Source organism: Corynebacterium glaucum, assembly GCF_002287505.1.
Classification (GTDB): domain Bacteria; phylum Actinomycetota; class Actinomycetes; order Mycobacteriales; family Mycobacteriaceae; genus Corynebacterium; species Corynebacterium glaucum.
In genome coordinates this window covers 665,728-689,047 of the sequence record NZ_CP019688.1, presented here as the reverse complement: position 1 = coordinate 689,047, position 23,320 = coordinate 665,728, and the positions used below count along the sequence as shown (strand labels likewise).

The window sequence follows — 23,320 nt, the reverse complement described above, 5'->3', positions numbered from 1 at the left end:
GCTATCGCATGCGCTCGTAGAACGCGATGGCAGCGGATGTCGCTACATTGAGCGAGTCGGTGCCGGGTGCCATCGGAATCTGCGCCCGCACGTCAGCGGCGCGCATCGCGTGCTCAGTGAGCCCTGGCCCTTCCCCACCGACAAGGAACGCGATCTTGTCGTACTGCTCGCCGGTGTCGGGGTCGCGCACGGCGTCTTTCAGTTCGACCGCATCGTGCGCCGGGGTGAGCGCGACGACATGGAAACCGGCGTCTTGAAGCTGCGCAAGGCTGCGCTGCCACGTGGTAGGCGTGCCGTCGAGGTGCGCGAACGGGGTGCGCAGTACGTGCCCCATCGAGACGCGGACACTGCGGCGGTAGAGGGGGTCGGCGCAGCTCGCGCCGAACAGCACGCCGTCAACGCCCATGCCGGCGGCGTTTCGGAAGATTGCGCCAATGTTCTCGTGGTCGCCGACGCCCTCGAGCACCACGACAGTGCGGGCGGTATCGATGACCTCTCCCACCTCCATCGGATCAGGCTTGTCGGCGGACGCGAGCAGGCCGCGGTGCATGTCGTAGCCGGCGACCTGGCCCATGATCTCGCGGGTTATCTCGTAGACGGGGATGTCGCGTCGCGCGAGATCCTCGCCGTGGGACTCCAAAAACGTAGCGAGACGGCCCCCGAACCCAAACACGGCGCGCACTGGAAAGCGCGACGCAATCAGGCGCTCGCACACCAGCGGGCCCTCGCCATACACCAGCCCCTTTTCCGTATCCGAATGCTTCAGGTCACGGATGTCGTCGAGGCGGGGGTCCAAGGGGTCGTCGATAAGCAAAAATTGCTCCTAGCTGAGCGCGGCGAGCAACGGGCCCTGGACGAAGTAGACCACGAACAGAGCTGAGATGAGCCACATAATCCAGTGGATGTCTTTGGTCTTGCCTGCGAAAACAGCCATGACGGTGAAGGCGATGAAGCCGACGCCGATGCCGTTGGCGATGGAGTAGGTGAACGGCATGACCACGATGGTGAGGAAGGCCGGCAGCGCAACGTGGAACTTCTCCCACTCGATCGAGCCGACCTGCATCATCATCAGCGCGCCGACGACGACCAGGACGGGTGCCGCGGCCTCGATGGGCACGATCTCGTAGAGCGGGGTGAGGAACATCGCCGCGAGGAAGAGCAGCCCGGTGATCACATTGGCCAGGCCGGTGCGGGCACCGTCGGCGATACCGGCGGAGGAGTCGACGTAGACGGTGTTGGAGGAGCTGGAGGCGAAACCACCAGCGACGGCGCCGAAGCCCTCGACCACCAGGGCGCGCTTCATGTCCGGCAGGTTGCCGTTCTCATCTGCCAGCTCAGCCTGGCGGCCAAGCGCGGTCATAGTGCCCATGGCGTCGAAGAAGTTCGCCAGCACGAGCGTGAACACCATCAGCGAGGCGGCAATCGCACCGGCGTTGATGAAGGCGCCGATCAGATCGACGTTGCCTACCAGGGAGAGATCCGGCACACCCCCGAAAGACTCCGGCAGGCGCGGCACGGCAAGCGACCAGCCGTGCGGGTCGTCCGCCGAGGACCCGGTGCCGGTGGCAGCCTCGACGATCATGGCGATGATGGTGGTGGCGATGATGCCGATGAACAGCCCGCCGGGGATGTTGCGGATCACCATGAAGCCGCAGATGATCAGGCCGATCACAAACACGAGCGTGGGCCAAGACGCGATGGAGCCCTCGAAGCCGAGCTGGACCGGCACGGTGGTCATCGCGGCGTCCGGCACGCGGCGGACGAAGCCGGCGTCGACAAGCCCGATCATGGCGATGAACATGCCGATGCCCACACTCATGGCCACCTTCATCGAGTTCGGGATGGCGTTGAACACGGCGGTGCGGAAGCCGGTGATGGCCAGGATGCAGATGATGATGCCGTCAATGACCACCAGGCCCATAGCCTCAGGCCAGGTCAGCCCCTGCTGCCCCACCAGTGTCACGGCCACCAGCGTGTTCAGCCCCAGACCGGTCGCGATGCCGAAGGGGTACTTCGCAATCACACCGAAGAGGATGCACATCACGCCGGCAACCAGCGCCGTGACGGCGGCGACCTGCGGGATGCCCAGCACGGTGCCTTCGCGGTCGGGGCTGGTGCCGATGATCAGGGGGTTGAGCAGCACGATGTAGGCCATCGCGAAGAAGGTGACCACACCGCCGCGGATCTCGCGCCCGACGGTGGAGCCGCGCTCAGTGATGTGAAAAAATCGGTCGAGTCCACCGGTCGGCGCGGTTTCGGCGGGCGCGCCCTGTTCGGGCGCGGGCACGTGTCGTGTAGTCACAGGAAATCAAGGCCCTTTGCTGTGCAATGAAACGTTGGATGGGCATTGGGATTATCTGCCCAATACCTGTCATAGACTGGCACCCGGGTGGTGGTTTTCCAAATACAGATACTGTTAGGGCGCTGAAAATGACCGCGGGAAGGACCGGGAAGGACGCAGTGGAACTGTTCAACTTCGCCGTAACGGAGGGGGCGTTGACGGATGCGGACCGTTACATCCCAGCGCTTCGGAAACTCGGTGTGTCTGTGGCGGACCTGCAGCGGCTGCGCATCACCATCGCGGGAGTCTCCGGCACCCGGCGCGGAGTGCTCGAAGTCCGTAGCGGCACCCCGTCGCTCGCGCTTCGCCCGCTCGCTCCAGCACCGTCAGAAATCACGGTGCACTCACTTCCCATCCCCGACGAGCGGCTCGAACCCGGCACGTTCGGCCCGGATGTCGGGTGGCAGCAGTCCCAGTTGGCACAGCTCGGGGCTCATGAGGGCTTGCTTGTCGACGCCTCGTCCCGCGTCATTTCCGCCATCATGTACCCGCTTTTGGTTGTCGAGCCTGGTCGAGTGCGCGTTTCCTCCCACCCGGACACGGCTCACTCAATCGCGCTGGAAAGCGTGCTCGACTTGCTCGGCCACCAAGGCGTGGAGATCGTCGAAGAGCCGCGCGGCTTCGACCGCGGCGATCTGATGGACCGCGAGGTGTGGGTGATCGACCCGGTCTACGGAGCGCGGCTAGTGGATACGTGGATCGAGTACGGCACGAAGCGCCCGGCGCGCCTGCTGTTCGACCGCCACGGCGTCCCCTCGCACCGCGAGGTGAACGAGGTGCGGCGCCGCAGCGCAGCGACGGTGTGACTATTCTCTCCCGTTGCAGGCTAGTTGTACCGAGTCCAACACCGCATCGAGCACGCGATGTGACTTCGTTCTACTTTCTGCCGAATTTCTCTGGTCCGCGATCCAAAGCGCCGCTTCATTCATGGCACCCGAAAGTTGGACCACGTACGCGTCAATTAGTGCCGCGTCGACGCCGCATTCTCTGAGGCCGCCCCGCAAGAGGACCTCCGAGTTCGCTGCGTCAGCTTCTCGCCAGGCTCGCCACCCCACCGCAGACGGAGCCTCTACGAGCAAGATGCGTAGCCGGGAGGGCTCGGTAATGGCATCTACAAAAGCGTGGCAACCAGCGCGCAGCCTCGCTTCTGCATCGGGCCCTGTGTTCTCGGCCGCCTGCCGAACTTCTGCCGCAACTTGTGACTGGAGCGCACCCATCACCGCCTGGAACAAACCGCTTTTGTTGGTGAAGTGGTGGTAGACAGCTCCCCGGGTCACCGAAGCGCGTGTAGCAATCTCTTCGAGCGAGGCACCGGCATATCCGCGGGCTGCAAATTGTGCCTGCGCTTCTTGCAACACCCGCTCGCGGGTTCGTTGCGTTTCCTCCGCAGTAGATCTCGCCATCATCTCTCCTTACGTACATGCTGTATGTATAGTGGAACCCGATACATACAGTCCGTACGTTAAGGAGTGTCCGTGGTCATTACAAGCACCTACCCTGTCCTGATGTCGAACGATGTTGCCCAAGCCGCAAAGTTTTACGTCGACTACTTCAACTTCGAACCCACATTCAGCTCCGATTGGTACGCGAGTCTTCGCCACGGTGATTTTGAGCTGGCCATCCTTGACCAGCACCACGAGACGATCCCAACCGGTTACTCAAGCGCACCAGCAGGCATCCTCTTCAACATCGAGGTGGATGATGCTGACGCGGTTTACACAGACCTTGTCGCCACCCGAGGCTTGGACACCGCCCTCGAGCTTCGTGATGAAGCGTTTGGGCAGCGCCACTTCATTCTGATCGGGCCAGATAACGTGCTAGTAGACGTAATTGAACCCATCGATCCGAGCCAGGAGTTTCAGGCTGCGTACGCCGACTCGGCCAAGTAGCCGGAGCTAGTCCGCCACCGTCGTGTCCGAGTGGGCACCGCATCCGTACGACGCCGCCACAACGTGCCCGTCGGCCGAGAACTCGTTGGTGCACACCCCGAAGTTGTCGCCGACCGGCTCCCCCATCGGCAGGTAGAACGCACAGCTGCGGCAGTGCAGCGTCGCCTTTTCCGCGAACTCGCTGTTCGGGCCGTACTCTCCGGTGCGCCAGCGCTTCTCCGCCTCGGTCAAGCCCTGCTCGGTGAGGTAGCGCTTCGTCTCACGCCCGGGGAAGGTAATCGCGTGGCGGGAGAACGAGTCTTCCGTGACCCGCGGGTCGCCCGGCGCAAGCTCCATGATGTCGCCGGGGCCGAGATCGCCGGGCAACAAGCGCTCGGAATACGGCACCCAGTCCGGCGCTTCAAGCGCGCCGTTGGCGGGCACGAGCGCAACCTCGTTAATGGTGACCACGTCGGAGCCGGTAGCGCAGGCCACGACTACGTTCCACTCCCACCCGGCATACCCCGGCACGGTCGCTTCGAAGCGGTGGGTGGCCACGTTCGCGCTCAGTCCCGTGACACCGACGTGCTCGCCAATCTCGTCGTCGTCGGCAACCTCTTCTAGGCCCTCGAGAGCGACGGCTACGGCCTCCGGAGTGAGAAGGGTCGACTGCGCCGCGGGCCGGCGGCGCGAGCGGTTGCGTGAACGCTTCTTCGGATCAGACACCCTCCTATTATGCGTTGCCTGCAATCTGGGTGGTGCAAGATGGTGGGCATGGCTCACCGTCTTCTGCGTCGCATCCTCGCCGCGTCCACAGCTGCCGTCGCGTTGGCCGCCAGTGCGTGCAGCACCAACATCGCGTCTGATTCCCCCGAGGAGCTGACGGCGGTGGTGCAGGAACGCTACGACTTCGACGACACCAGCTTCACCCAGGGCCTCGAGGTGGCCCCTGACGGCACGCTCGTTGTCGGCACCGGCCAGCACGGCGAATCACGGATCTACCGCCGCGAACTCGACGGCGCAGAGCTTGTCTCCAAAGACATCGACCCGGAGTTTTTCGGGGAGGGCATCACGCTTGTCGACGATTCACTGTGGCAGTTGACCTGGCAAGCAGGCGTCGCCATGCGCCGCGATGCCGAAACGCTTGAAGAGCTCGAGCGGGTGGCGTACGAAGGCGAAGGCTGGGGCATTTGTTACCGGGAGGACGCCGATGAGGTGATCTTCTCCGACGGCTCGGCAGAACTGCGCCGCATGGACCCCCGCACCTTCGAAGAACGCGAACGCTTCACCGTTGAGCTCGATGGCAAGCCCGTGGAAGATCTCAACGAGCTCGAGTGCGTTGGCGATGAGGTGTACGCCAACATCTTCACCACCACAGACATCGTCCGCATCGACGCCGACACGGGCAGCGTCACCGCGGTGATCGACGCCTCCGACGTGCCGAATAACGCTGTCGCCGATCCGAACAACGTGCTCAACGGCATCGCGCACATTCCGGGAACCGACGAGTTCTACCTGACCGGCAAGCGGTGGCCGGACATGTACCGGGTGGCATTTGTGCCTCGCTAGACTTCTCACCATGTCTGACACCAAGCGCGCAGCGGGCAAGAAAACCCAAAATTGGAACCAGATCGCGCTCATCGCGATGGCGGCACTCGTCCTCGTTGCCGCCGTGTACATGTTCATGGAGTGGCAAAGCGCCCGCCCGGGTACCCCGGCGAGCGACATCCGCATTGAGGTGAGCTCGGCAGGCGAGACGCGCGAGATCGAGCCGTACACAGTCTGCGAGCTCGACGAGGAGTGCACCGGCGGCACTCCCCCGACTATGTCGCTGGATTCCGACGAGGTCACCTTCAAAGTCCCCGACGAAATCGCAGCACTGAGCTGGCGGATGCTGCTGATCTACGACGATCCGGCCGCGAACAACGAAGTCGTCTTTACCTCCGGCGAAGCAGCGCAGTACAACGCCGATGCCGTCACTGATACCGGCGCGCGGCTGGTGGTGGGCGAGGTTTCCGCCCTTGGCGTAGACGTAGACGATGCGGGAGAAGAGATCCCGGTCATCGCCACGTGGTCGGTCGGGTTTGAATAGAGCGTCGCCGAACGCAAGCCGTCGTTAAGCGTCGAGCTCCTTGGCAACGGCGCGCAAGATTTCGGCGACCTGGCGCGACTCCTTGCGGTCCGGGTAGCGCCCGGCGGTGAGTGCCGGCTGGATCTGGGTCTCGATCATCGTCATGACATCGGCGAGCATGCTGCCCAGCTCTTCCGGCTTGCGCTGGTGCGTGGGGCGGCGCTTCGGAGTGTCGAGCACCTTGACGCGCAGCGCCTGCGGGCCGCGGCGGCCGGCGGCGAAGTCGAACTCGACGCGCTGGCCGGCCACGAGCTCATCGACGCCGTCGGGAAGCACGTTCTTTCCGATGAAAACGTCCTCTTCACCTGGATTCGACGCGAAACCGAATCCTTTGTCCGCGTCGTACCACTTCACCTTTCCAATAGGCATGGCCAAACCTCCTGTGCACAATCTAGAAATCTAGGAGTCTACTATCCCACCTCGACGTACCCACAAAGCGCGAATGTGTGACACAGATCACCCTAGTTGTAGTTTCTGCCCTATACCTGCAGAAATGGCGCTAAAGCACTCGCCCGGTAGGCGGCCAATCGGACATTGTTCACCTATTTTGTGCTCCGTGCGTGACTAAATCGTTATAAACCGTTAGGCTGTCCCGCAATGCGGCAAGGGGTGCACGCTTCATCCTTCCCAGCCCCGTCGCCGTGAGCAGCAAGACGACTTGACAGCAAACAACTTCACTGGGAGGGAGCGCTTCGCCCACACCCTGCGCGAAGCGGAGGCGGTGAACACGAGAGGAACTTTCGATGGGACGCCACTCCAAGCAGACCACCTCGATGACCAAGAAGACGTTCGCAGGCGTCGCAGCGACCGCTGCGATGACCGGCGTCCTGGCTCCGCAGGCAGCGGCCGCTCCTGATTCCGACTGGGACCGTCTGGCGCAGTGCGAGGCTGGCGGCAACTGGAACATCAACACCGGCAACGGCTACTACGGCGGCCTGCAGTTCTCCGCTTCCACCTGGCGCGCATACGGCGGCGGCGAGTTCGCACCGTACGCTCACCAGGCAACCCGCGAGCAGCAGATCATCGTTGCTGAGCGCACCCTCGCAGGCCAGGGCTGGGGCGCATGGCCGGCTTGCTCCGCTCGCCTGGGCCTGAACTCTGCACCGACCAACCGCGACCACCAGGCTGCACAGGCTTCGGCTCCGGTCGAGTCCTCCGCACCGGTTGAGTCTTCAGCTCCGGCAGAGTACTCCGCACCGGCCGAGTCCTCTGAGGCCGAGGCTCCGGTCGATCCGCGCGAGGCAGCTGCACAAGCTGTGGACGTGCTCTACAGCGAGCTCACCGCCGCACTGCAGCGCTACGGCATCGCGGTCCCGCAGTTCGTGCAGGACACCTACGCAGCCAACCGCTACGACTACGGCACGTTCTACAAGCAGAACCAGACCCTGATCGAGGCTGTCCTGATTGGCGACGCTCAGGCTGCAATCGCTGAGGCAGCTCGCTACGCCGCCAAGGCCCGCGGCACCCAGGCGTAAGCCAGTTACACAAACGCAAAAACACCGGGTCCCCTACCGAGGGGAGCCGGTGCTTTGCTTTGAGGGTGAGACCCGAAGCTACTTGTTGATGCGCGTCGTGGTGTGCACGTAGCCGGTCTGCTCCGGCGGCATCGGCAGCACCAGTTCGTTGCCGAACGGGCTGTTCGCGCCAGTGAGCTTCGAGGAAATCTCGGTCACAGGGTGGCCGTTACCGGGGACGTGCGTGGGCCACGCCGGGTTCGCGCGGCCGATCTTCTCTGCTTCTTTTGCCATGCTGCTCATTGTTTCACGTTCGCTGGCAAAACGCACGTAACATGAGCGCGAAATGTCTACGTTCACCCAAGCACTCACCGAGCTCTCAGAAGAAGAGCTCAAATTGCTTATCGACGCACGCCCCGACGCCTTCTTCCCTACCCCACCCTCACTCGGGTCCTTGGCCACCCGCTTATCGCTGCCGGGGTCGGTGGCGCTCGCGCTGCGTTCCCTCAACGCGGCTGACCTGAGAGCGTTGGAGCGCCTCGCAGACGCCGGCGCCGAGTTGGACCCCGTCGACGCGTCACTCGGCGAGCGGCCGGACGCCCTACCCGGCAACCTCACCCGCCTGCGGGAGCGCGCGCTGGTGTACGGCCCGGATACCGCGGTTCGGATTGCACCGGGCACGTTGTCGGCATTGCCGCCGGGGTGGCGAATCAGCGACACCGCCCCGGATGACCTCGAAGCGCGCCTGGCCGCCCTGCCCGCGCGTGAACGTCAGGTACTGGAAACGCTCGCGAACGCCGGCGGCGTCGGCACTACTAAGTCAGCTGCTACCGACGCCAACCCGGACACCCCCGTCGCTCGCCTGATAGCAGCTGGGTTTTTGGTACGCGCCGATTCCAGCACCGTGCGTCTCCCCCGGCCCATCCGCGACGTGCTCGCTGGGCATCGACCGCGCATCTTTCCCACCGAGCCGCCCGCGTTACCGGAGGCGGATCTTGCTGAGGTCAACGAAATAGCTGCGAGCCAAGGTCTAGAAGCGGTGCGACAGTTGCGGCAGCTCATCACAGCGCTCTTGGCACGCCCGGTCGCGTTGAACAAAGACGGCACCGTCGGCGTCCGCGTGCTGGCCGCCTTGGAAAAGGAGCTCGGCTTCGATCCGTCGTTGCTGATCACGATCGGCGAGTCGGCAGGCTTGATCGGCCGCGGCAGCGTCGACAATGCAGACGTCCTCGCTGCCACCCGAGACGCGCTCAGTTGGCTGGATGCCACACTGTCGGACCAGTGGGCTGTGCTCCTCGCGGGCTGGGTCGCCTCTCCGTGGCGCATCGACACCGGCCACAAGCTTCTGTCCGCGGAGAGCCACGTGCCAGAGCTTCGCCATGCCCGGGCCACGATCCTGCGCCACGGCGGAGAGATGCAACAGCTCCTCTTCCACGCCCCGCTGGCAGCATCCGGCATGCGCGACGCGCTTATCGACGCCGTGGTTGCCGAGGGCCAGGCCGTCGGCGCGCTCGCCCAGCACGTGCCGTCGTCTCCGGCGACTGCCCTGCTTGACGGCAGTGATGTCGCCGCCGCTGCCAAGGACCTCGTTCCCGACGAAGTCGGCTACGTCATAGCCCAAGCGGATATGACCGTGCTCGCACCCGGCCCGCTCACCCCGGAAGCTGCGCGGTTCATCGAGCGAATCGCCGACTTAGAATCCCCGGGACTGGCAAGTGTATGGCGTGTGACCGAGGCGTCGATACGCAATGCCCTTGATAGTGGACTGACCAGTGCCCAGATGCATGATTGGCTGGCTGAGCACGTGGTCGGCGAGGTTCCGCAAGGGATTAGCTTCCTGATTGACGATGTCGCGCGCACCCACGGCTCGATCCGTGCGGGCAGTGCGCTGAGTTATGTGCGCAGCGACGACGAGGCGCTGATCGCTACCGCCGCGCAGCAGTGCGGCTTGCGTGTGCTTGCCCCGACTGTCGCGGTTTCCGAACTCCCGCTCGGGCAGCTGATTGCTGCGCTGCGAGAAGCGGGCCTGCAGCCGATTGCGGAAGACGCTCAGGGCATCGAGCTCAACGTGGCCCCCGAGCCATCGCTGGTGCCGGCCACCCCGTCCACGCTCCCCCGTCCGCGAACCGTCGATCCGGCGCAGCGGGACCGCATCGTTGAAACCCTCCGCTCCGGCGCGACCGAGGATTCAGCACCCGCGGAGCAAAGCGACACGCTGGAGACCCTGCGAGCAGCGGCGCGGGGCCGGCGACACGTCACCCTCGGCTACGTGGACAAGAGCGGGCGAGGACGCACGCTGACGGTCCTGCCGCTGTCGGTGAACGCGGGACAGGTCGACGCGCTAGACGAAGCGACGGAGCGAGTAGTGCGCATCGCCTTGCCCAGGATCACGCGCGTCACGCTTGCTTGATCCGCAGTGCCTCCGACCACTTGGTCACGCGCCCGTTGTTGAGGATGGTGCGCTGGTACACCCGCGCGGCAAGCCACACGACGATCACCGTAACCACGGTGGCGAGGGCGAACGACCCCAGCAGCTGCGTTGCAGTGAAATCTCCGGCCGCGTAGGACAGCGGCGCGGCGAAGATGGAAAACGGCGGGATCCAGCTCATGACCTGCATCCACGTCGTGTCGGTTGCCGACCATCCGAACGCCGGGACATAGGCACTTGCCATCAGGAGCAGCAGGATCGGCATCTGGGTTGATTGCAGGTCCTCCGTGCGTTGCACCATCGCGCCGGCAGCGGCGTAGAGGCCGCCGAAGAACAGCATTCCGAGTAGCCACGCGACCAGCAGGATCGGGAAGACCGACCAGTCAAAGTCGACGCCGTCTAATAGTCCGGTGGCCCGCATGCTGACGGCACCAACGAGAATAAGGAATGAGGTGGCAAGGAATCCGTAGGCCAGCGCGCCCAGGAGCTTTCCGGCGAGGAAATCGAGCGGGCGGACAGAGGACAAGATCAGCTCGATGACACGAGACGACTTCTCTTCGGTGACACGGCTACCTACCTGCGCTGCGAAGGTGATCACGGAGAGCACGACCACTGAAAGCGCGATCAAGGTAGTGAACAAGCGGGCTAAGGAATCCTCCGAGTCGGTTTCGTCGCCCGCGGCTTCATCGACGTCAACGGCAACGACATCGATCTGCGGCGCGGCGGCCTCGTATTCGGCTGGCGACACCCCGAGCTCAGTCAGCGCCGCGGTGCGCGCATAGGTGTCGGCAAGCCCATCGATGCCGGCCATGATGTCAGCAGGGGGAAATCCGTCTGAGATGACCTGCCACTGCGAATCGTCGACCACCACGGCGGCCTCGACATCGCCGTCTCGCACCATCTGCACGGCCTCATCCAGGTCGGCTGCCGCGCGGCCGTCGTAGCCGGCGTCGGCGAGCAGCTGTGTGTCCATATTGACCGCGGCAATTGCAGGTGCCTCGGCGTCGTCGTTCTTGTTTTTCTGCCACGTGCCGAAACCCGTGAGCGCCACAATCGCAATCAGCGTGATCGCGAGCGTGAAAATGACGCCCTTGGAGCGCGTCAGAAACTGGATCTCCCGCATCGCGGTGGTCAGCACCGTGTGCATCGGCGAGTACGGCTTGACAACGTTGGTGTTCGCAGGCATTACTGCACAACCTCCTTGAACAGGTCGGCGAGATCAGGCACGACACGGGTGAACTCATGGACAGGGCCGGCAGCAAGTGCGGCGTGGAGGATGCGTTGGTCATCGTCGGGGGTTGATGTTTCTACGATGGCGTGGGCAGCGGAGCCGTCGATAAGCAATGTGCCCTCGGGCAGCCAACCGCTTGCTGAGGTGCCGACCCGAAATCGAACCGGGCCGCGGGCGCGGAGCTCGGCGACGGTGCCTTCTGCGACCATGCTGCCTCGCGCGACGATGCCGACGCGGTCGCAGAGACGCTGAACCAGGTCGAGCTGGTGCGAGGAGAAGATCACGGGCACTCCCGCGCGAGCGCGGTTGGTGAGCATCGTGCTCATCACGTCGACTGCGACGGGGTCAAGGCCGGAGAATGGCTCGTCGAGGATGAGGATGTCCGGGTCGTGAATGAGGCTGGCTGCGAGCTGGACGCGCTGCTGGTTGCCGAGCGAGAGGTCGTCGAGCTTGTCGTTTTGACGCTCGGCGAGGCCCAGTTCTTCGAGGAGCTCACTTCCCCGCTGCTTCGCGGCGGCGCCGTCGACACCGTGGAGCTTGGCCAGGAAGACCAGCTGCTCGAGGATTCTCTCCTTGCCGTAGAGTCCGCGCTCCTCCGGCATGTAGCCGATCCGGCGGCGGGAGCTCTGGTCGAGCGGGTGGCCGTCGAGAAGCACCTCGCCGGAGTCTGCTGTGAGCACCCCGAGTGCAATGCGCATGGTGGTGGACTTGCCGGCGCCGTTCGAGCCGACGAAGCCGTACATCTCTCCATCGGCGACGCTGAAGCTCATGCCGTCCAGGGCTTGGACTTCGCCGAAGCGTTTGTGCAGGTCGCGGATCTCGATTGTTGCCATAGGTATGACCTCCTTCGCAGTTACGGTACAGGAGGCGGGTACCTGAACAACGCAACCGCACCTCCGGGCTCGGACGTGCCGACGCTGAAGGTGCGGTGAACGCTTGGCGGAAAGAGGTGCTACATCTTCGGCAGGAACTGGTTCAGCGCCGCGAAGAGGTTCTGCTGAGCGGCGAAGAAGATGCCGCCGAGCACTGCAGCGATCGCTGCGATCACGCCGACGGCAATGCCAGCGTTGCGCGACGAACCGTTGTCATCCTTGTTCTTGTCTGTGTTCTTGTCGGAGGAGGAAGCGCTGCCGTCCTGCTTCGGGTCGGCCGGCTTCGGGTCCTGCGGCTTCGGGTCGGCCGGTTTCGGATCCTGCGGCTGGCCCACACCCGCGCGGGTCAGAGTGAATTCATCCACCGTCTCGCCGGTTACGGTGTCAAAGGTGGAAACCTTCAGACCGTCCTTGGTCACCGCAACGTTGGAGTAGTTCGGGTTCTCCTTCTGCTCCCAGAACGCGGTGTAGGTGCGGATGGTCTTGTCGTTGACCGTCTGGCCGAACTCGTGCTTCGTATCCTCGTCACGCTCACCCTTCTTGAAGTCGAAGAACTGGTAGTACTTCGAACCGGAAGCAGAGTTCGAGGTGACGTACTGCACCTGACCCGGCTGCTTAGCCACGGTCTCGCCGATCTTGGCTTCGCGACCGGTGTCGACTGGGTTGTGGCCCTCCATGAGGTAGGAACGGGTGTAGATGTGGTCGTGGCCGCCCAGGACCAAATCCACATCGAGCTCAGAGAACACCGGGGTCATGCGCTCACGCCAGTACATGATGCTGCGGTCTTCCTGGTGGTAGGCCTGTGAGAAGGTCGCGTGGTGGTAGGTCAGAATGACCCAGTCCTTGTCAGCGCCCTGCTCCTTGACCACCTTGCGCAGGAACGCAACGTCGTCGTCGAAGTCCTTCCAGTCGTTGGAGTCCAGCGAAACGAACAGCGCGTTGTTGTACGTGAACCAGTAGTTCTCGTCCTCGATGTTCGGACGGTTGTAGACGGCTTCGTACGTGGGCGCGTGGTAGCGGTCGTGGTTACCCATGTTGACCACGGTGCGGTACTCACGCACTGCATCGGGAGACATAAAGCCCGCGTGCTCCTGCAGCGAGGAGTGGTTGGCCTGGTCGCCTGCGGAAAGCAGGAAAGAGGTCTGCGGGAACTTGGTGGTGGCCTGGTCGACGGTGTTGGTCCAGCCAGCGACCTGGTCCTGGAACTCTTCCTTGTTGGAGTAAACCTGCACGTCGCCGAAGTGCAGGAAGTTCCAGCTGTCGCCGTAGGTGCCGGTGTTGAAGGTGAATTCCTCAGACCAGCCGTCAGCCTCAGAACCAACCGAGTAGGTGTACTCGGTGTTCTCCTTGAGGTTGTCAACGGTGACCTTGTGGGCAGTGACCTCGGTCAGCACCGGGGTGATCTTGCGCGGGTCGCCCTCGGTAACCGAAACCGTCTCGTTCGTGGCCGTAGCGGAAACAGTACGAGCTGCATCGTTTGCCTGGCCAGCCTCACGGATGCGAACGACCTGGCCCTCAACACCAGCCTCGGTGACCCAGTTCAGCATTACGGTGGACTCGGACGCACCAGCCTGGAGGATGACATTCTCCGGCTTCTTCGTCGGCAGCAAGAACTTATTGATGTAGTTGTTCTGGATGTACTCGTTCGTGGCGGTGATTGGAGCCCCCTGCTGCTGCTCCTGGCCGGAAGCAACAGGGACGGTGAGACCGGACACGGCGACGGCGGCCGCGAGGGAGACGGTAAGGAAACGGGTGCGCATGACGAAGAAACTCCTGGGAGGTGGGGTGTGCGGATGACAGTTGTTCTTCAGCCTGCCTAAACGCCATGCTAAGCCCGCTCTCAGCACCCTGCAACAGCTCGCGCGATTCGGGGAAGCACGCCCCCGCAGCGTAAGCTCACATCGCAAATCACCAGCAAAAAGGAGCAAATGCATGGCGCTTGGCGACGGCCCTCTGATCGTCCAGTCCGACAAAACGGTGCTCCTGGAGGTCGCCCACCCAAAGGCTGATGAGGCACGCGCTGCCCTGGCACCGTTCGCGGAACTGGAACGCGCCCCGGAGCACGTGCACACATACCGCGTCACGCCGCTCGCGCTGTGGAACGCGCGAGCGGCTGGGTTCGACGCTGAACAGGCCGTCGATACGCTCGAGCGCTACTCCCGATTCCCGGTGCCGCAATCCTTGCTGATCGATGTGGCAGAGACCATGGCGCGCTACGGGCGGTTGAAGCTGGTGAAGCACCCAGCTCACGGACTGATCCTCGAAGCCGAGGAGCCGGAGATCGTCACCGAGGTCCTGCGTAGCAAGAAGATCACCCCGCTCACCGGTACCCCGATCGACGAAGTCACGGTGCCCGTCCACCCGTCTGAGCGCGGACGTATCAAGCAGGAGCTGACCAAACTCGCGTGGCCGGTCGAGGATCTCGCCGGCTACGTCGACGGTGAGCACCACCCGATCGAGCTCACCGCCGGCGGCAACTGGCACCTGCGCGACTACCAGGAGTACGCCACCCAGTCGTTCTGGGAGGGCGGTTCCGGCGTTGTCGTTCTGCCCTGCGGCGCCGGCAAGACCATCGTGGGCGCGGCGTCGATGGCGCAGGCGCAAACCACCACGCTGATTCTGGTGACCAACACCGTCGCCGGGCGCCAGTGGCGCGACGAACTGCTGCGCCGCACCTCGCTCACACCAGACGAGATCGGCGAATACTCCGGCGAGCGAAAGGAGATCCGCCCCGTCACCATCGCGACGTACCAGGTGGTCACGCGCAAGACCAAGGGTGAGTACAAGGCGCTCGAGCTGTTCGATTCGCGCGACTGGGGCCTCATCATCTACGACGAAGTCCACCTCCTCCCCGCTCCCGTCTTCCGGATGGCCGCGGACCTGCAATCGCGCCGCCGCCTCGGCCTCACCGCCACGCTCGTGCGTGAGGACGGCCGCGAAGACGACGTCTTCTCCCTCATCGGGCCGAAGCGCTACGACGCGCCCTGGAAGGAGCTCGAGGCCGCCGGCTTTATCGCCACCGCCGAGTGCGTCGAGGTTCGCACGTCCCTCACTGCCGAAGAACGCATGCTCTACGCCACCGCCGAAACCCGCGAGCGCTACCGCATCGCCGCCTGCAGCCAATCCAAACTCAGCGCGCTCGAGAGCATCCTCCGCCAGCACGCGGGCAAGCAGACCCTCATCATCGGTGCGTACGTCGAGCAGCTCGAGGAGATCGCCGCACACATCGGGGCCCCGCTTATCGACGGCTCTTCCACGACGAAATCCCGAGAGCGGACGTTCGATGCCTTTCGCAGCGGGGAGTTGTCCACGCTCGTCGTCAGCAAAGTGGCGAACTTTTCTATCGACCTGCCTGAAGCTGCTGTGGGCATCCAGGTCTCCGGCACGTTCGGCTCGCGCCAGGAGGAGGCGCAGCGGCTCGGCCGGCTGCTGCGCCCGAAGGCGGACGGCTCGGAGGCGCTGTTCTACACGATCGTCGCCCGCGACACCCTCGACGCCGAGTACGCGCAGCGCCGGCAGCGCTTCCTGGCGGAGCAGGGCTATGCCTACAGGCTGGTAGACGCCGCAGACCTCTAACCCCCGCCCGATACACTCAAACCCATGAGTGCGATGAAGGTGTTCAAGTTCGATGTTGACGAGGCGTACGCGAAGCAGCACAACGAGATGCTGCGCAACACGAAGAACCTCGTCATCTCCGGCATTGCCCTATTTGTACTTAGCTTGATCGCCGCCGTCCTCATCTGGTTCCTGGTCGATCCCGCCTCACCCTGGCGACTTCTCGGCTCCCTCGGCCTGGGCCTGTTCGGGGTGATGATGCTGGTGGTTGCGCTTGTCATCCCCCGTTCCGTCGGCAAGGCACAAGAGCTTTACGACGCCCACCCGCTCGCCCCGGCAATCATCACCGAAAACGTCGGCACGACGCTCACCCTGACCGCACTAGTGAACGCGAACGTGGATCCCGAGTTGCCACCGAAGTGGGCCATCACTTCCCAGGTAGTCCGCCCCATCCCCAACACCAAAGACTCCATTGGCACGAAGGTGCCAGTCACTGCGGTTGGCGCCCAGCGCTCCAACCACGACAAAGCCCACTGGCAGACGATCACCCCAATGCCGATCGCGTGGGCGACTCCCGATGAGGATGTGATCGCTCAGGCGAGGAAGTCCATCCCCCAGGATCAGTGGAACACCCTCGAACGCGCACGCAAGAACAGCGACCTCATCGAGGCGTCGAAGAAGTCACTCACCGTCCTGTAGCTTTACTTTTGTCCTACGCCAGCTGCAACCACTGGCGGCGTTGCGTCCACTGCAGCCCAAGCGCTGCAAGCAAGCACGCCGCAGGAAGAGCGAACCCCGCAACCGAGGATTGGAAGTAGATGGGGAGGATGAGAATCGGAGTCAGCGCGAGGCCGAAGAAGCGGAACGCTAAGACGGTTGAGTTGAACGACGCTCCCCCAGGCATCCGCAACACCGAGTAAGTCACCGTGGTTTGCATCCCTTGGGCGGAGACAAAGGCCACTGCCCAGAACGCGGCGATGATGATGGGCGACGGCAAGATCGGAATGACACCGATGCTCACCGCCGCGGCAATGGCGGTAATGGTGAGGATGCGCAGTGCCCCGTAGTCGTCGACAAGCGCCCCGATCTTTCTTGCAACGAAGAACGCGGCCAAGCCGCCCACCATGATGACGAACCCACGTGAGGATGCCGGCATGCCGAAGACGCCTTTGAGGTGGATTGTCAGCACCGCGCCCATGCCGATAATACCCATACCAACCGCCAAGATGGTGAGGACGTGCACGATCATTGGGCGGATCGCGGCCCGCGTCTGCGTTTGTTCCTTCGGCACCGGGGCTACAGGTGGCACGCCGACGAGAACCATTGCGAGCGAGATCGCCATCACCGCTACGTACATCAGCTGCCAGTTCATAATCGACGCGAGACCTGCAATGAGCGGAGCCGCGCAATTGCCGAGCGATTGCATCGCGAAATACGTACCGAGGGCCTGCCCGAGCTGGTCAGGAGGGATGATCTCGCGGAGTATGACCTGTAGAACCGGGAGTGTGAACGCGTTAGACAGCGACATGATGACAATCCCGGTGATGAATACCGGCCACGAGTCCGCAACAAAACAGACGAGTGAGCCGATGACTGTCGCCACATACGCTGCGCGTACAACGAGGTGCGGCGGCAGCTTCCGCACTAGCGCCGTTGAGAACAGCATCGTCGTTGCAAACGGGATCATGTATGCACTGACCGCGAACGCTGCTTCCTGCACGGTCTTTCCGAAGGTGATGCCAATATCGGGGATAACGGCAATCATCGATTGCGCTGCGAAAGGCCCGACGAACCCACCGAGGTAGACCATCTTTGTTTGCAGAGCATGACGACGCATGGAAGGCACAATACCCCTCGAGACGTAGCAAGGGCGCTGACTTGTCGTCGGGGCAGAAACGTAAGCGACCGGTTACCTACCATAAGGCTGGTGGGTAACCGGTCGCTACATCTAATGTGAAGTTGTTGGGTCGGCGGTAACCTACTCTCCCACACCCTCCCGGGTGCAGTACCATCGGCGCGGGCGGGCTTAGCTTCCGGGTTCGGAATGGGTCCGGGCGTTTCCCCGCCGCTATCAACTACCGACACATCTTTGGTTGTTGGCCACACCGTGTGTGCCCCGTGTTGGTTGGGGTGGTGTGGTGTGTCAGATACCGGAGAATGGACGCGTTGCGGTGCAGGTTTTGTCTGCTTGTTGTGTTTGTTGTTGGTGTTTTGGTGTTGGTGTATTAGTACCGGTCGCCTGACCACATTACTGTGGGTACAGTTCCGGCCTATCAACCCCATCGTCTTTGGGGAACCTATGAAACCTCATCTTAAAACAGGCTTCCCGCTTAGATGCTTTCAGCGGTTATCCCTTCCGTACGTAGCTAACCAGCGATGCTCCTGGCGGAACAACTGGCACACCAGAGGTACGTCCGTCCCGGTCCTCTCGTACTAGGGACAGCCTTCTTCAAGTTTCAACGCGCGCGGCGGATAGAGACCGAACTGTCTCACGACGTTCTGAACCCAGCTCGCGTGCCGCTTTAATGGGCGAACAGCCCAACCCTTGGGACCTACTCCAGCCCCAGGATGCGACGAGCCGACATCGAGGTGCCAAACCATCCCGTCGATATGGACTCTTGGGGAAGATCAGCCTGTTATCCCCGGGGTACCTTTTATCCGTTGAGCGACACCACATCCACAAGTAGGTGCCGGATCACTAGTCCCGACTTTCGTCCCTGCTCGACTGGTAAGTCTCGCAGTCAAGCTCCCTTGTGCACTTACACTCTCAACACCTGATTGCCAACCAGGCTGAGGGAACCTTTGGGCGCCTCCGTTACATTTTGGGAGGCAACCGCCCCAGTTAAACTACCCACCAGGCACTGTCCCCAACCCAGATCATGGGCCAAGGTTGAGGTATCCACTACGGTCAGAGTGGTATTTCAACAACGACTCCACACCCACTAGCGTGAGCGCTTCATAGTCTCCCACCTATCCTACACAAACCGCACCGAACACCAATACCAAGCTGTAGTGAAGGTCCCGGGGTCTTTTCGTCCTGCCGCGCGTAACGAGCATCTTTACTCGTAGTGCAATTTCACCGGGCCTGTGGTTGAGACAGCAGGGGAGTCGTTACGCCATTCGTGCAGGTCGGAACTTACCCGACAAGGAATTTCGCTACCTTAGGATGGTTATAGTTACCACCGCCGTTTACTGGGGCTTAAATTCTCCGCTTCGGACAAAAATGTCCTAACAGGTCCTCTTAACCTTCCAGCACCGGGCAGGCGTCAGTCCGTATACATCAACTTCATCGTCTTCGCACGGACCTGTGTTTTTGATAAACAGTCGCTCCCCTCTCTTCTCTGCGACCACCACCAGCTTGAAACCGCATGTGAATCTCACCGGTTGTGGTCCCCCTTCTCCCGAAGTTACGGGGGCATTTTGCCGAGTTCCTTAACCACAGTTCACCCGCTCGCCTGAGTATGCTCTACCTGACAACCTGTGTCGGTTTCGGGTACGGGCCGTATCACCACATCGCTAGAGGCTTTTCTCGGCAGCACAGGATCACCAACATCACCCCATTTGGGCTACGCATCACGCCTCACACCTAATAACAGCCGCATTTAACATGCCGTCGTGCTACACGCTTGCACCACAATCCAATAAGTGGCTTGGCTACCACTCTGCGTCACCCCATCACTGACCTACCACGGATCAGGCCCCACGCATCACCACACCGCAGACACCCAAAAGGATGCTGTCAGTACGGCTTTGGGTGGTTAGTCTCACCGCTTCGATACTGGGCGCGGAAATACGGGTACGGGAATATCAACCCGTTCACCATCGACTACGCCTGTCGGCCTCGCCTTAGGACCCGACTCACCCTGGGAAGACGAACTTGACCCAGGAACCCTTCGTCATTCGGCGGGCAAGATTCTCACTTGCCATTCGTTACTCATGCCTGCATTCTCACTCGCACACAGTCCACTGCCCCTTCCAGTACAGCTTCACCCCATGCACGACGCTCCCCTACCCATAGCAAAAACTATGCCGCGGCTTCGGCGGTGTACTTGAGCCCCACTATATTGTCGGCGCGGAACCACTCGACCAGTGAGCTATTACGCACTCTTTCAAGGATGGCTGCTTCTAAGCCAACCTCCTGGCTGTCTTCGCGATCCCACATCCTTTTCCACTTAGTACACCCTTAGGGGCCTTAACCGGCGATCTGGGCTGTTTCCCTCTCGACTATGAAGCTTATCCCCCACAGTCTCACTGCCGTGCTCTATTTCACCGGCATTCGGAGTTTGGCTGACATTGCTAAGATGATAGTCCCGCTCAACCAACCAGTAGCTCTACCTCCGGCAAACACACACGACGCTGCACCTAAATGCATTTCGGGGAGAACCAGCTATCACGGAGTTTGATTGGCCTTTCACCCCTACCCACAACTCATCCCCTCAGTTTTCAACCTAAGTGGGTTCGCGCCTCCACAACCTCTTACAGCTGCTTCACACTGGCCATGGGTAGATCACCCCGCTTCGGGTCTAGGACATGCCACTAAAAACACCCATTTCGGATTCGCTTTCGCTACGACTCCCCACATAACTGGTTAATCTCGCGACATGCCGCTAACTCGCAGGCTCATTCTTCAAAAGGCACGCCATCACACAAAAGATATGCTCTGACGGATTGTCAGCGCACGGTTTCAGGAACTCTTTCACTCCCCTCCCGGGGTACTTTTCACCATTCCCTCACGGTACTAATCCGCTATCGGTCACACTGAGTATTTAGGCTTACCGGGTGGTCCCGGTAGATTCACAGCAGATTCCACGAGCCCGCTGCTACTCGGGGCAAAATGACCACACCACGCACGTATGCCTTCACGTACAGGACTCATCACCTACTCCGGTGTGCCATCCCAGACACTTCCGCTAACACACACAACGCAGCGCCACCACTGGCAGATGGTAACGGTCATACCCCACAACCCCACGCATGCAACCCCTGCCAAGTCTCACACACACATGGTTTAGCCTCATCCGCTATCGCTCGCCACTACACACGGAATCACACATTGTTTTCTTCTCCTACGGGTACTGAGATGTTTCACTTCCCCGCGTCAACCCCCACACAGGCTATGCATTCACCTGCAGGTAACCGCCCACAACGACGGCTGGGTTTCCCCATTCGGACATCCTCGGATCAACGCTTAGTTGGCAACTCCCCGAGGCATAACGCAGCCTCACACGTCCTTCATCGGCCCAGCATGCCAAGGCATCCACCGTACGCCCTAAACAAAACACACTAAAACACCCACACACACCCCACAGAAGCCACAACACCAAACGATGCAGCAACAGCAGGATCATGCGCGGGCACACACAAAAAAGAAAGAAAAAACACTACCCAACCAACCCCAACCCAAAACAGGGACAAAGGATTGATTGGTTTATGCTCGCGTCCACTCTCCAGTTCTCACACACCACACCCACACACCCCACACACAACAACACGTTGCGCACAGGTCCATGCGGGCCAAGAACACCACACCAAAACAGTGCGCTGTTCCAGATACCCAACAGCATGCCAACACTTGTTCGTGAACGTTGCACCCCGTCTGAAGCGGAGCACACCTTGCATTGATGAGGAGGTTCGGGGCTGATCCGACGCGGGTAGCGTTTCTGATGCCACCCGCCGGCATGTTTCCACCCGGATTTCATAATGCTTCGGTGGCAGGTGCACCCACGGCAACCTCAACCACCACACCCCACAACTGCAGGGTCTTTATTAGTAAATGCTCCTTAGAAAGGAGGTGATCCAGCCGCACCTTCCGGTACGGCTACCTTGTTACGACTTCGTCCCAATCGCCGATCCCACCTTCGACAGCTCCCATGACAGGCCACTGGCTTCGGGTGTTACCAACTTTCATGACGTGACGGGCGGTGTGTACAAGGCCCGGGAACGTATTCACCGCAGCGTTGCTGATCTGCGATTACTAGCGACTCCGACTTCATGGGGTCGAGTTGCAGACCCCAATCCGAACTACGACCGGCTTTAGAGCGATTCGCACCCCCTCACAGGGAAGCTGCGCGTTGTACCGACCATTGTAGCATGTGTGAAGCCCTGGACATAAGGGGCATGATGATTTGACGTCATCCCCACCTTCCTCCGAGTTAACCCCGGCAGTCTCTCATGAGTCCCCACCACAACGTGCTGGCAACATAAGACAAGGGTTGCGCTCGTTGCGGGACTTAACCCAACATCTCACGACACGAGCTGACGACAACCATGCACCACCTGTACACCAACCACAAGGGAAACCACATCTCTAGCCCGATTCAGTGTATGTCAAGCCCAGGTAAGGTTCTTCGCGTTGCATCGAATTAATCCACATGCTCCGCCGCTTGTGCGGGCCCCCGTCAATTCCTTTGAGTTTTAGCCTTGCGGCCGTACTCCCCAGGCGGGGCGCTTAATGCGTTAGCTACGGCACGAACCCCGTGGAAGGGACTCACACCTAGCGCCCACCGTTTACGGCATGGACTACCAGGGTATCTAATCCTGTTCGCTCCCCATGCTTTCGCTCCTCAGCGTCAGTTACTGCCCAGAGACCTGCCTTCGCCATCGGTGTTCCTCCTGATATCTGCGCATTTCACCGCTACACCAGGAATTCCAGTCTCCCCTACAGCACTCAAGTTATGCCCGTATCGTATGCAACCCCGAAGTTAAGCCCCGGTATTCCACAAACGACGCGACAAACCACCTACGAGCTCTTTACGCCCAGTAATTCCGGACAACGCTCGCACCCTACGTATTACCGCGGCTGCTGGCACGTAGTTAGCCGGTGCTTCTTCTCCAAATACCGTCAAAAATTCGTCTTTGGCGAAAGGAGTTTACAACCCGAAGGCCGTCATCCCCCACGCGGCGTCGCTGCATCAGGCTTGCGCCCATTGTGCAATATTCCCCACTGCTGCCTCCCGTAGGAGTCTGGGCCGTATCTCAGTCCCAATGTGGCCGTACACCCTCTCAGGCCGGCTACCCGTCGACGCCTTGGTAGGCCATTACCCCACCAACAAGCTGATAGGCCGCGAGCTCATCCCACACCGAAAAAACTTTCCACCACGATCACCACACCGTGGTCCTATCTGGTATTAGACCCAGTTTCCCAGGCTTATCCCAAAGTGCAGGGCAGATCACCCACGTGTTACTCACCCGTTCGCCACTCGAGTACCCAAGCAAGCTTGAGCCTTTCCGTTCGACTTGCATGTGTTAAGCACGCCGCCAGCGTTCATCCTGAGCCAGGATCAAACTCTCCACAAAAACACCGAACAACAACTGCTCAGTGCTTGTTTCGTCAAGAAACAGGCCGTGAAAAGCCCAAAACCCAACCAAAACAAACCACCCAACACCCACACACAAAAAACGTGCATGAACCACCAACGTGATCAACAGTGTTGGACTGGC

The 23,320-nt window shown here is 61.5% G+C and carries 18 protein-coding genes and 3 rRNA genes; 8 read left to right on the top strand and 13 right to left on the bottom strand.

Translation table 11 applies throughout. The features are described 5' to 3' along the window. Position 1: 1 nt before the first annotated feature. Positions 2 to 814: a TrmH family RNA methyltransferase gene (locus tag CGLAU_RS03355; protein ID WP_095659476.1), complete on the bottom strand. Its 813-nt coding sequence runs from the start codon at positions 812 to 814 to the stop codon at positions 2 to 4. A 9-nt stretch (positions 815 to 823) separates the two neighbouring features. Continuing rightward, a complete protein-coding gene (locus tag CGLAU_RS03350) occupies positions 824 to 2,302 on the bottom strand; it encodes an NCS2 family permease (RefSeq protein ID WP_415877143.1) in 1,479 nt (492 codons plus the stop codon). A 128-nt stretch (positions 2,303 to 2,430) separates the two neighbouring features. On the opposite strand from CGLAU_RS03350, the gene CGLAU_RS03345 reads away from it, so the two are divergent. After that, entirely contained in the window at positions 2,431 to 3,147 is a 717-nt protein-coding gene (locus CGLAU_RS03345) for a 3-phosphoshikimate 1-carboxyvinyltransferase (RefSeq protein ID WP_157731248.1), read from the top strand. On the opposite strand, the gene CGLAU_RS03340 is transcribed toward CGLAU_RS03345, so the two are convergent. Further along, positions 3,148 to 3,744, bottom strand: coding sequence for a TetR/AcrR family transcriptional regulator (locus CGLAU_RS03340; protein WP_095661010.1), 597 nt, complete (start codon positions 3,742 to 3,744; stop codon positions 3,148 to 3,150). Positions 3,745 to 3,846: 102 nt separating this feature from the next. Here CGLAU_RS03340 and CGLAU_RS03335 point away from each other — a divergent pair, with 102 nt between their 5' ends. Continuing rightward, the gene (locus CGLAU_RS03335; protein ID WP_332461823.1) at positions 3,847 to 4,230 is read left to right on the top strand and encodes a VOC family protein; all 384 of its coding nucleotides are present in this window, start codon (positions 3,847 to 3,849) and stop codon (positions 4,228 to 4,230) included. Between the two features lie 6 nt (positions 4,231 to 4,236). Here the strand turns inward: CGLAU_RS03335 and CGLAU_RS03330 are convergent, their stop codons facing one another. Continuing rightward, positions 4,237 to 4,935 (bottom strand): DUF3027 domain-containing protein, encoded by a 699-nt coding sequence (locus CGLAU_RS03330; RefSeq protein ID WP_095659473.1) that lies wholly within the window; start codon positions 4,933 to 4,935, stop codon positions 4,237 to 4,239. A gap of 48 nt (positions 4,936 to 4,983) precedes the next feature. On the opposite strand from CGLAU_RS03330, the gene CGLAU_RS03325 reads away from it, so the two are divergent. Both CGLAU_RS03325 and CGLAU_RS03320 read left to right on the top strand, forming a co-directional pair. After that, complete coding sequence (locus CGLAU_RS03325) at positions 4,984 to 5,778, top strand: glutaminyl-peptide cyclotransferase (RefSeq protein WP_095659472.1); 795 nt, start codon at positions 4,984 to 4,986, stop codon at positions 5,776 to 5,778. Positions 5,779 to 5,788: 10 nt separating this feature from the next. Then, complete coding sequence (locus CGLAU_RS03320) at positions 5,789 to 6,301, top strand: DUF2771 domain-containing protein (protein WP_095659471.1); 513 nt, start codon at positions 5,789 to 5,791, stop codon at positions 6,299 to 6,301. A gap of 24 nt (positions 6,302 to 6,325) precedes the next feature. On the opposite strand, the gene CGLAU_RS03315 is transcribed toward CGLAU_RS03320, so the two are convergent. Then, positions 6,326 to 6,709, bottom strand: a complete 384-nt coding sequence (locus CGLAU_RS03315; protein WP_095659470.1) for a cold-shock protein — start codon at positions 6,707 to 6,709, stop codon at positions 6,326 to 6,328. A gap of 374 nt (positions 6,710 to 7,083) precedes the next feature. On the opposite strand from CGLAU_RS03315, the gene CGLAU_RS03310 reads away from it, so the two are divergent. Further along, positions 7,084 to 7,815, top strand: a complete 732-nt coding sequence (locus CGLAU_RS03310; protein WP_095659469.1) for a resuscitation-promoting factor Rpf1 domain-containing protein — start codon at positions 7,084 to 7,086, stop codon at positions 7,813 to 7,815. Between the two features lie 78 nt (positions 7,816 to 7,893). Here the strand turns inward: CGLAU_RS03310 and CGLAU_RS03305 are convergent, their stop codons facing one another. After that, positions 7,894 to 8,088, bottom strand: coding sequence for a hypothetical protein (locus tag CGLAU_RS03305; RefSeq protein ID WP_095659468.1), 195 nt, complete (start codon positions 8,086 to 8,088; stop codon positions 7,894 to 7,896). Between the two features lie 52 nt (positions 8,089 to 8,140). Between CGLAU_RS03305 and CGLAU_RS03300 the strand changes: the two genes are divergently transcribed. Further along, on the top strand, positions 8,141 to 10,204 hold the full coding sequence (locus CGLAU_RS03300; protein ID WP_095659467.1) for a helicase-associated domain-containing protein: 2,064 nt from the start codon (positions 8,141 to 8,143) through the stop codon (positions 10,202 to 10,204). Here CGLAU_RS03300 and CGLAU_RS03295 read toward each other — a convergent pair. The 3 genes from CGLAU_RS03295 to CGLAU_RS03285 form a co-directional block, all read right to left on the bottom strand. After that, entirely contained in the window at positions 10,191 to 11,408 is a 1,218-nt protein-coding gene (locus CGLAU_RS03295) for an ABC transporter permease (protein ID WP_095659466.1), read from the bottom strand. The two genes, CGLAU_RS03300 and CGLAU_RS03295, sit on opposite strands and share 14 nt — an antisense overlap. Continuing rightward, the gene (locus tag CGLAU_RS03290) at positions 11,408 to 12,286 is read right to left on the bottom strand and encodes an ABC transporter ATP-binding protein (RefSeq protein ID WP_095659465.1); all 879 of its coding nucleotides are present in this window, start codon (positions 12,284 to 12,286) and stop codon (positions 11,408 to 11,410) included. The genes CGLAU_RS03295 and CGLAU_RS03290 overlap by 1 nt, the downstream gene beginning before the upstream one ends. A 119-nt stretch (positions 12,287 to 12,405) precedes the next feature. After that, complete coding sequence (locus CGLAU_RS03285) at positions 12,406 to 14,085, bottom strand: purple acid phosphatase family protein (RefSeq protein WP_198304994.1); 1,680 nt, start codon at positions 14,083 to 14,085, stop codon at positions 12,406 to 12,408. Positions 14,086 to 14,257: 172 nt separating this feature from the next. Here CGLAU_RS03285 and CGLAU_RS03280 point away from each other — a divergent pair, with 172 nt between their 5' ends. Together CGLAU_RS03280 and CGLAU_RS03275 are read left to right on the top strand one after the other, a co-directional pair. Beyond that, positions 14,258 to 15,901 carry a DNA repair helicase XPB gene (locus CGLAU_RS03280; protein WP_095659463.1) on the top strand — a complete coding sequence of 548 codons (1,644 nt, stop codon included), beginning with the start codon at positions 14,258 to 14,260 and terminating at the stop codon, positions 15,899 to 15,901. Between the two features lie 24 nt (positions 15,902 to 15,925). Continuing rightward, positions 15,926 to 16,579, top strand: a complete 654-nt coding sequence (locus tag CGLAU_RS03275; protein ID WP_332461822.1) for a DUF3239 domain-containing protein — start codon at positions 15,926 to 15,928, stop codon at positions 16,577 to 16,579. Positions 16,580 to 16,592: 13 nt separating this feature from the next. On the opposite strand, the gene CGLAU_RS03270 is transcribed toward CGLAU_RS03275, so the two are convergent. The 4 genes from CGLAU_RS03270 to CGLAU_RS03255 all read right to left on the bottom strand — a co-directional run bounded on the left by CGLAU_RS03270 (position 16,593) and on the right by CGLAU_RS03255 (position 23,176). Next, positions 16,593 to 17,717 carry an MFS transporter gene (locus CGLAU_RS03270; protein ID WP_095659462.1) on the bottom strand — a complete coding sequence of 375 codons (1,125 nt, stop codon included), beginning with the start codon at positions 17,715 to 17,717 and terminating at the stop codon, positions 16,593 to 16,595. Between the two features lie 128 nt (positions 17,718 to 17,845). Beyond that, positions 17,846 to 17,963 (bottom strand): 5S ribosomal RNA (gene rrf / locus CGLAU_RS03265). Positions 17,964 to 18,085: 122 nt separating this feature from the next. After that, positions 18,086 to 21,161 (bottom strand): 23S ribosomal RNA (locus CGLAU_RS03260). A gap of 503 nt (positions 21,162 to 21,664) precedes the next feature. Beyond that, positions 21,665 to 23,176: ribosomal RNA gene (locus CGLAU_RS03255) — 16S ribosomal RNA — on the bottom strand. Together the 16S, 23S and 5S rRNA genes form the textbook arrangement of a ribosomal RNA operon. Between the last annotated feature and the right edge of the window lie 144 nt (positions 23,177 to 23,320).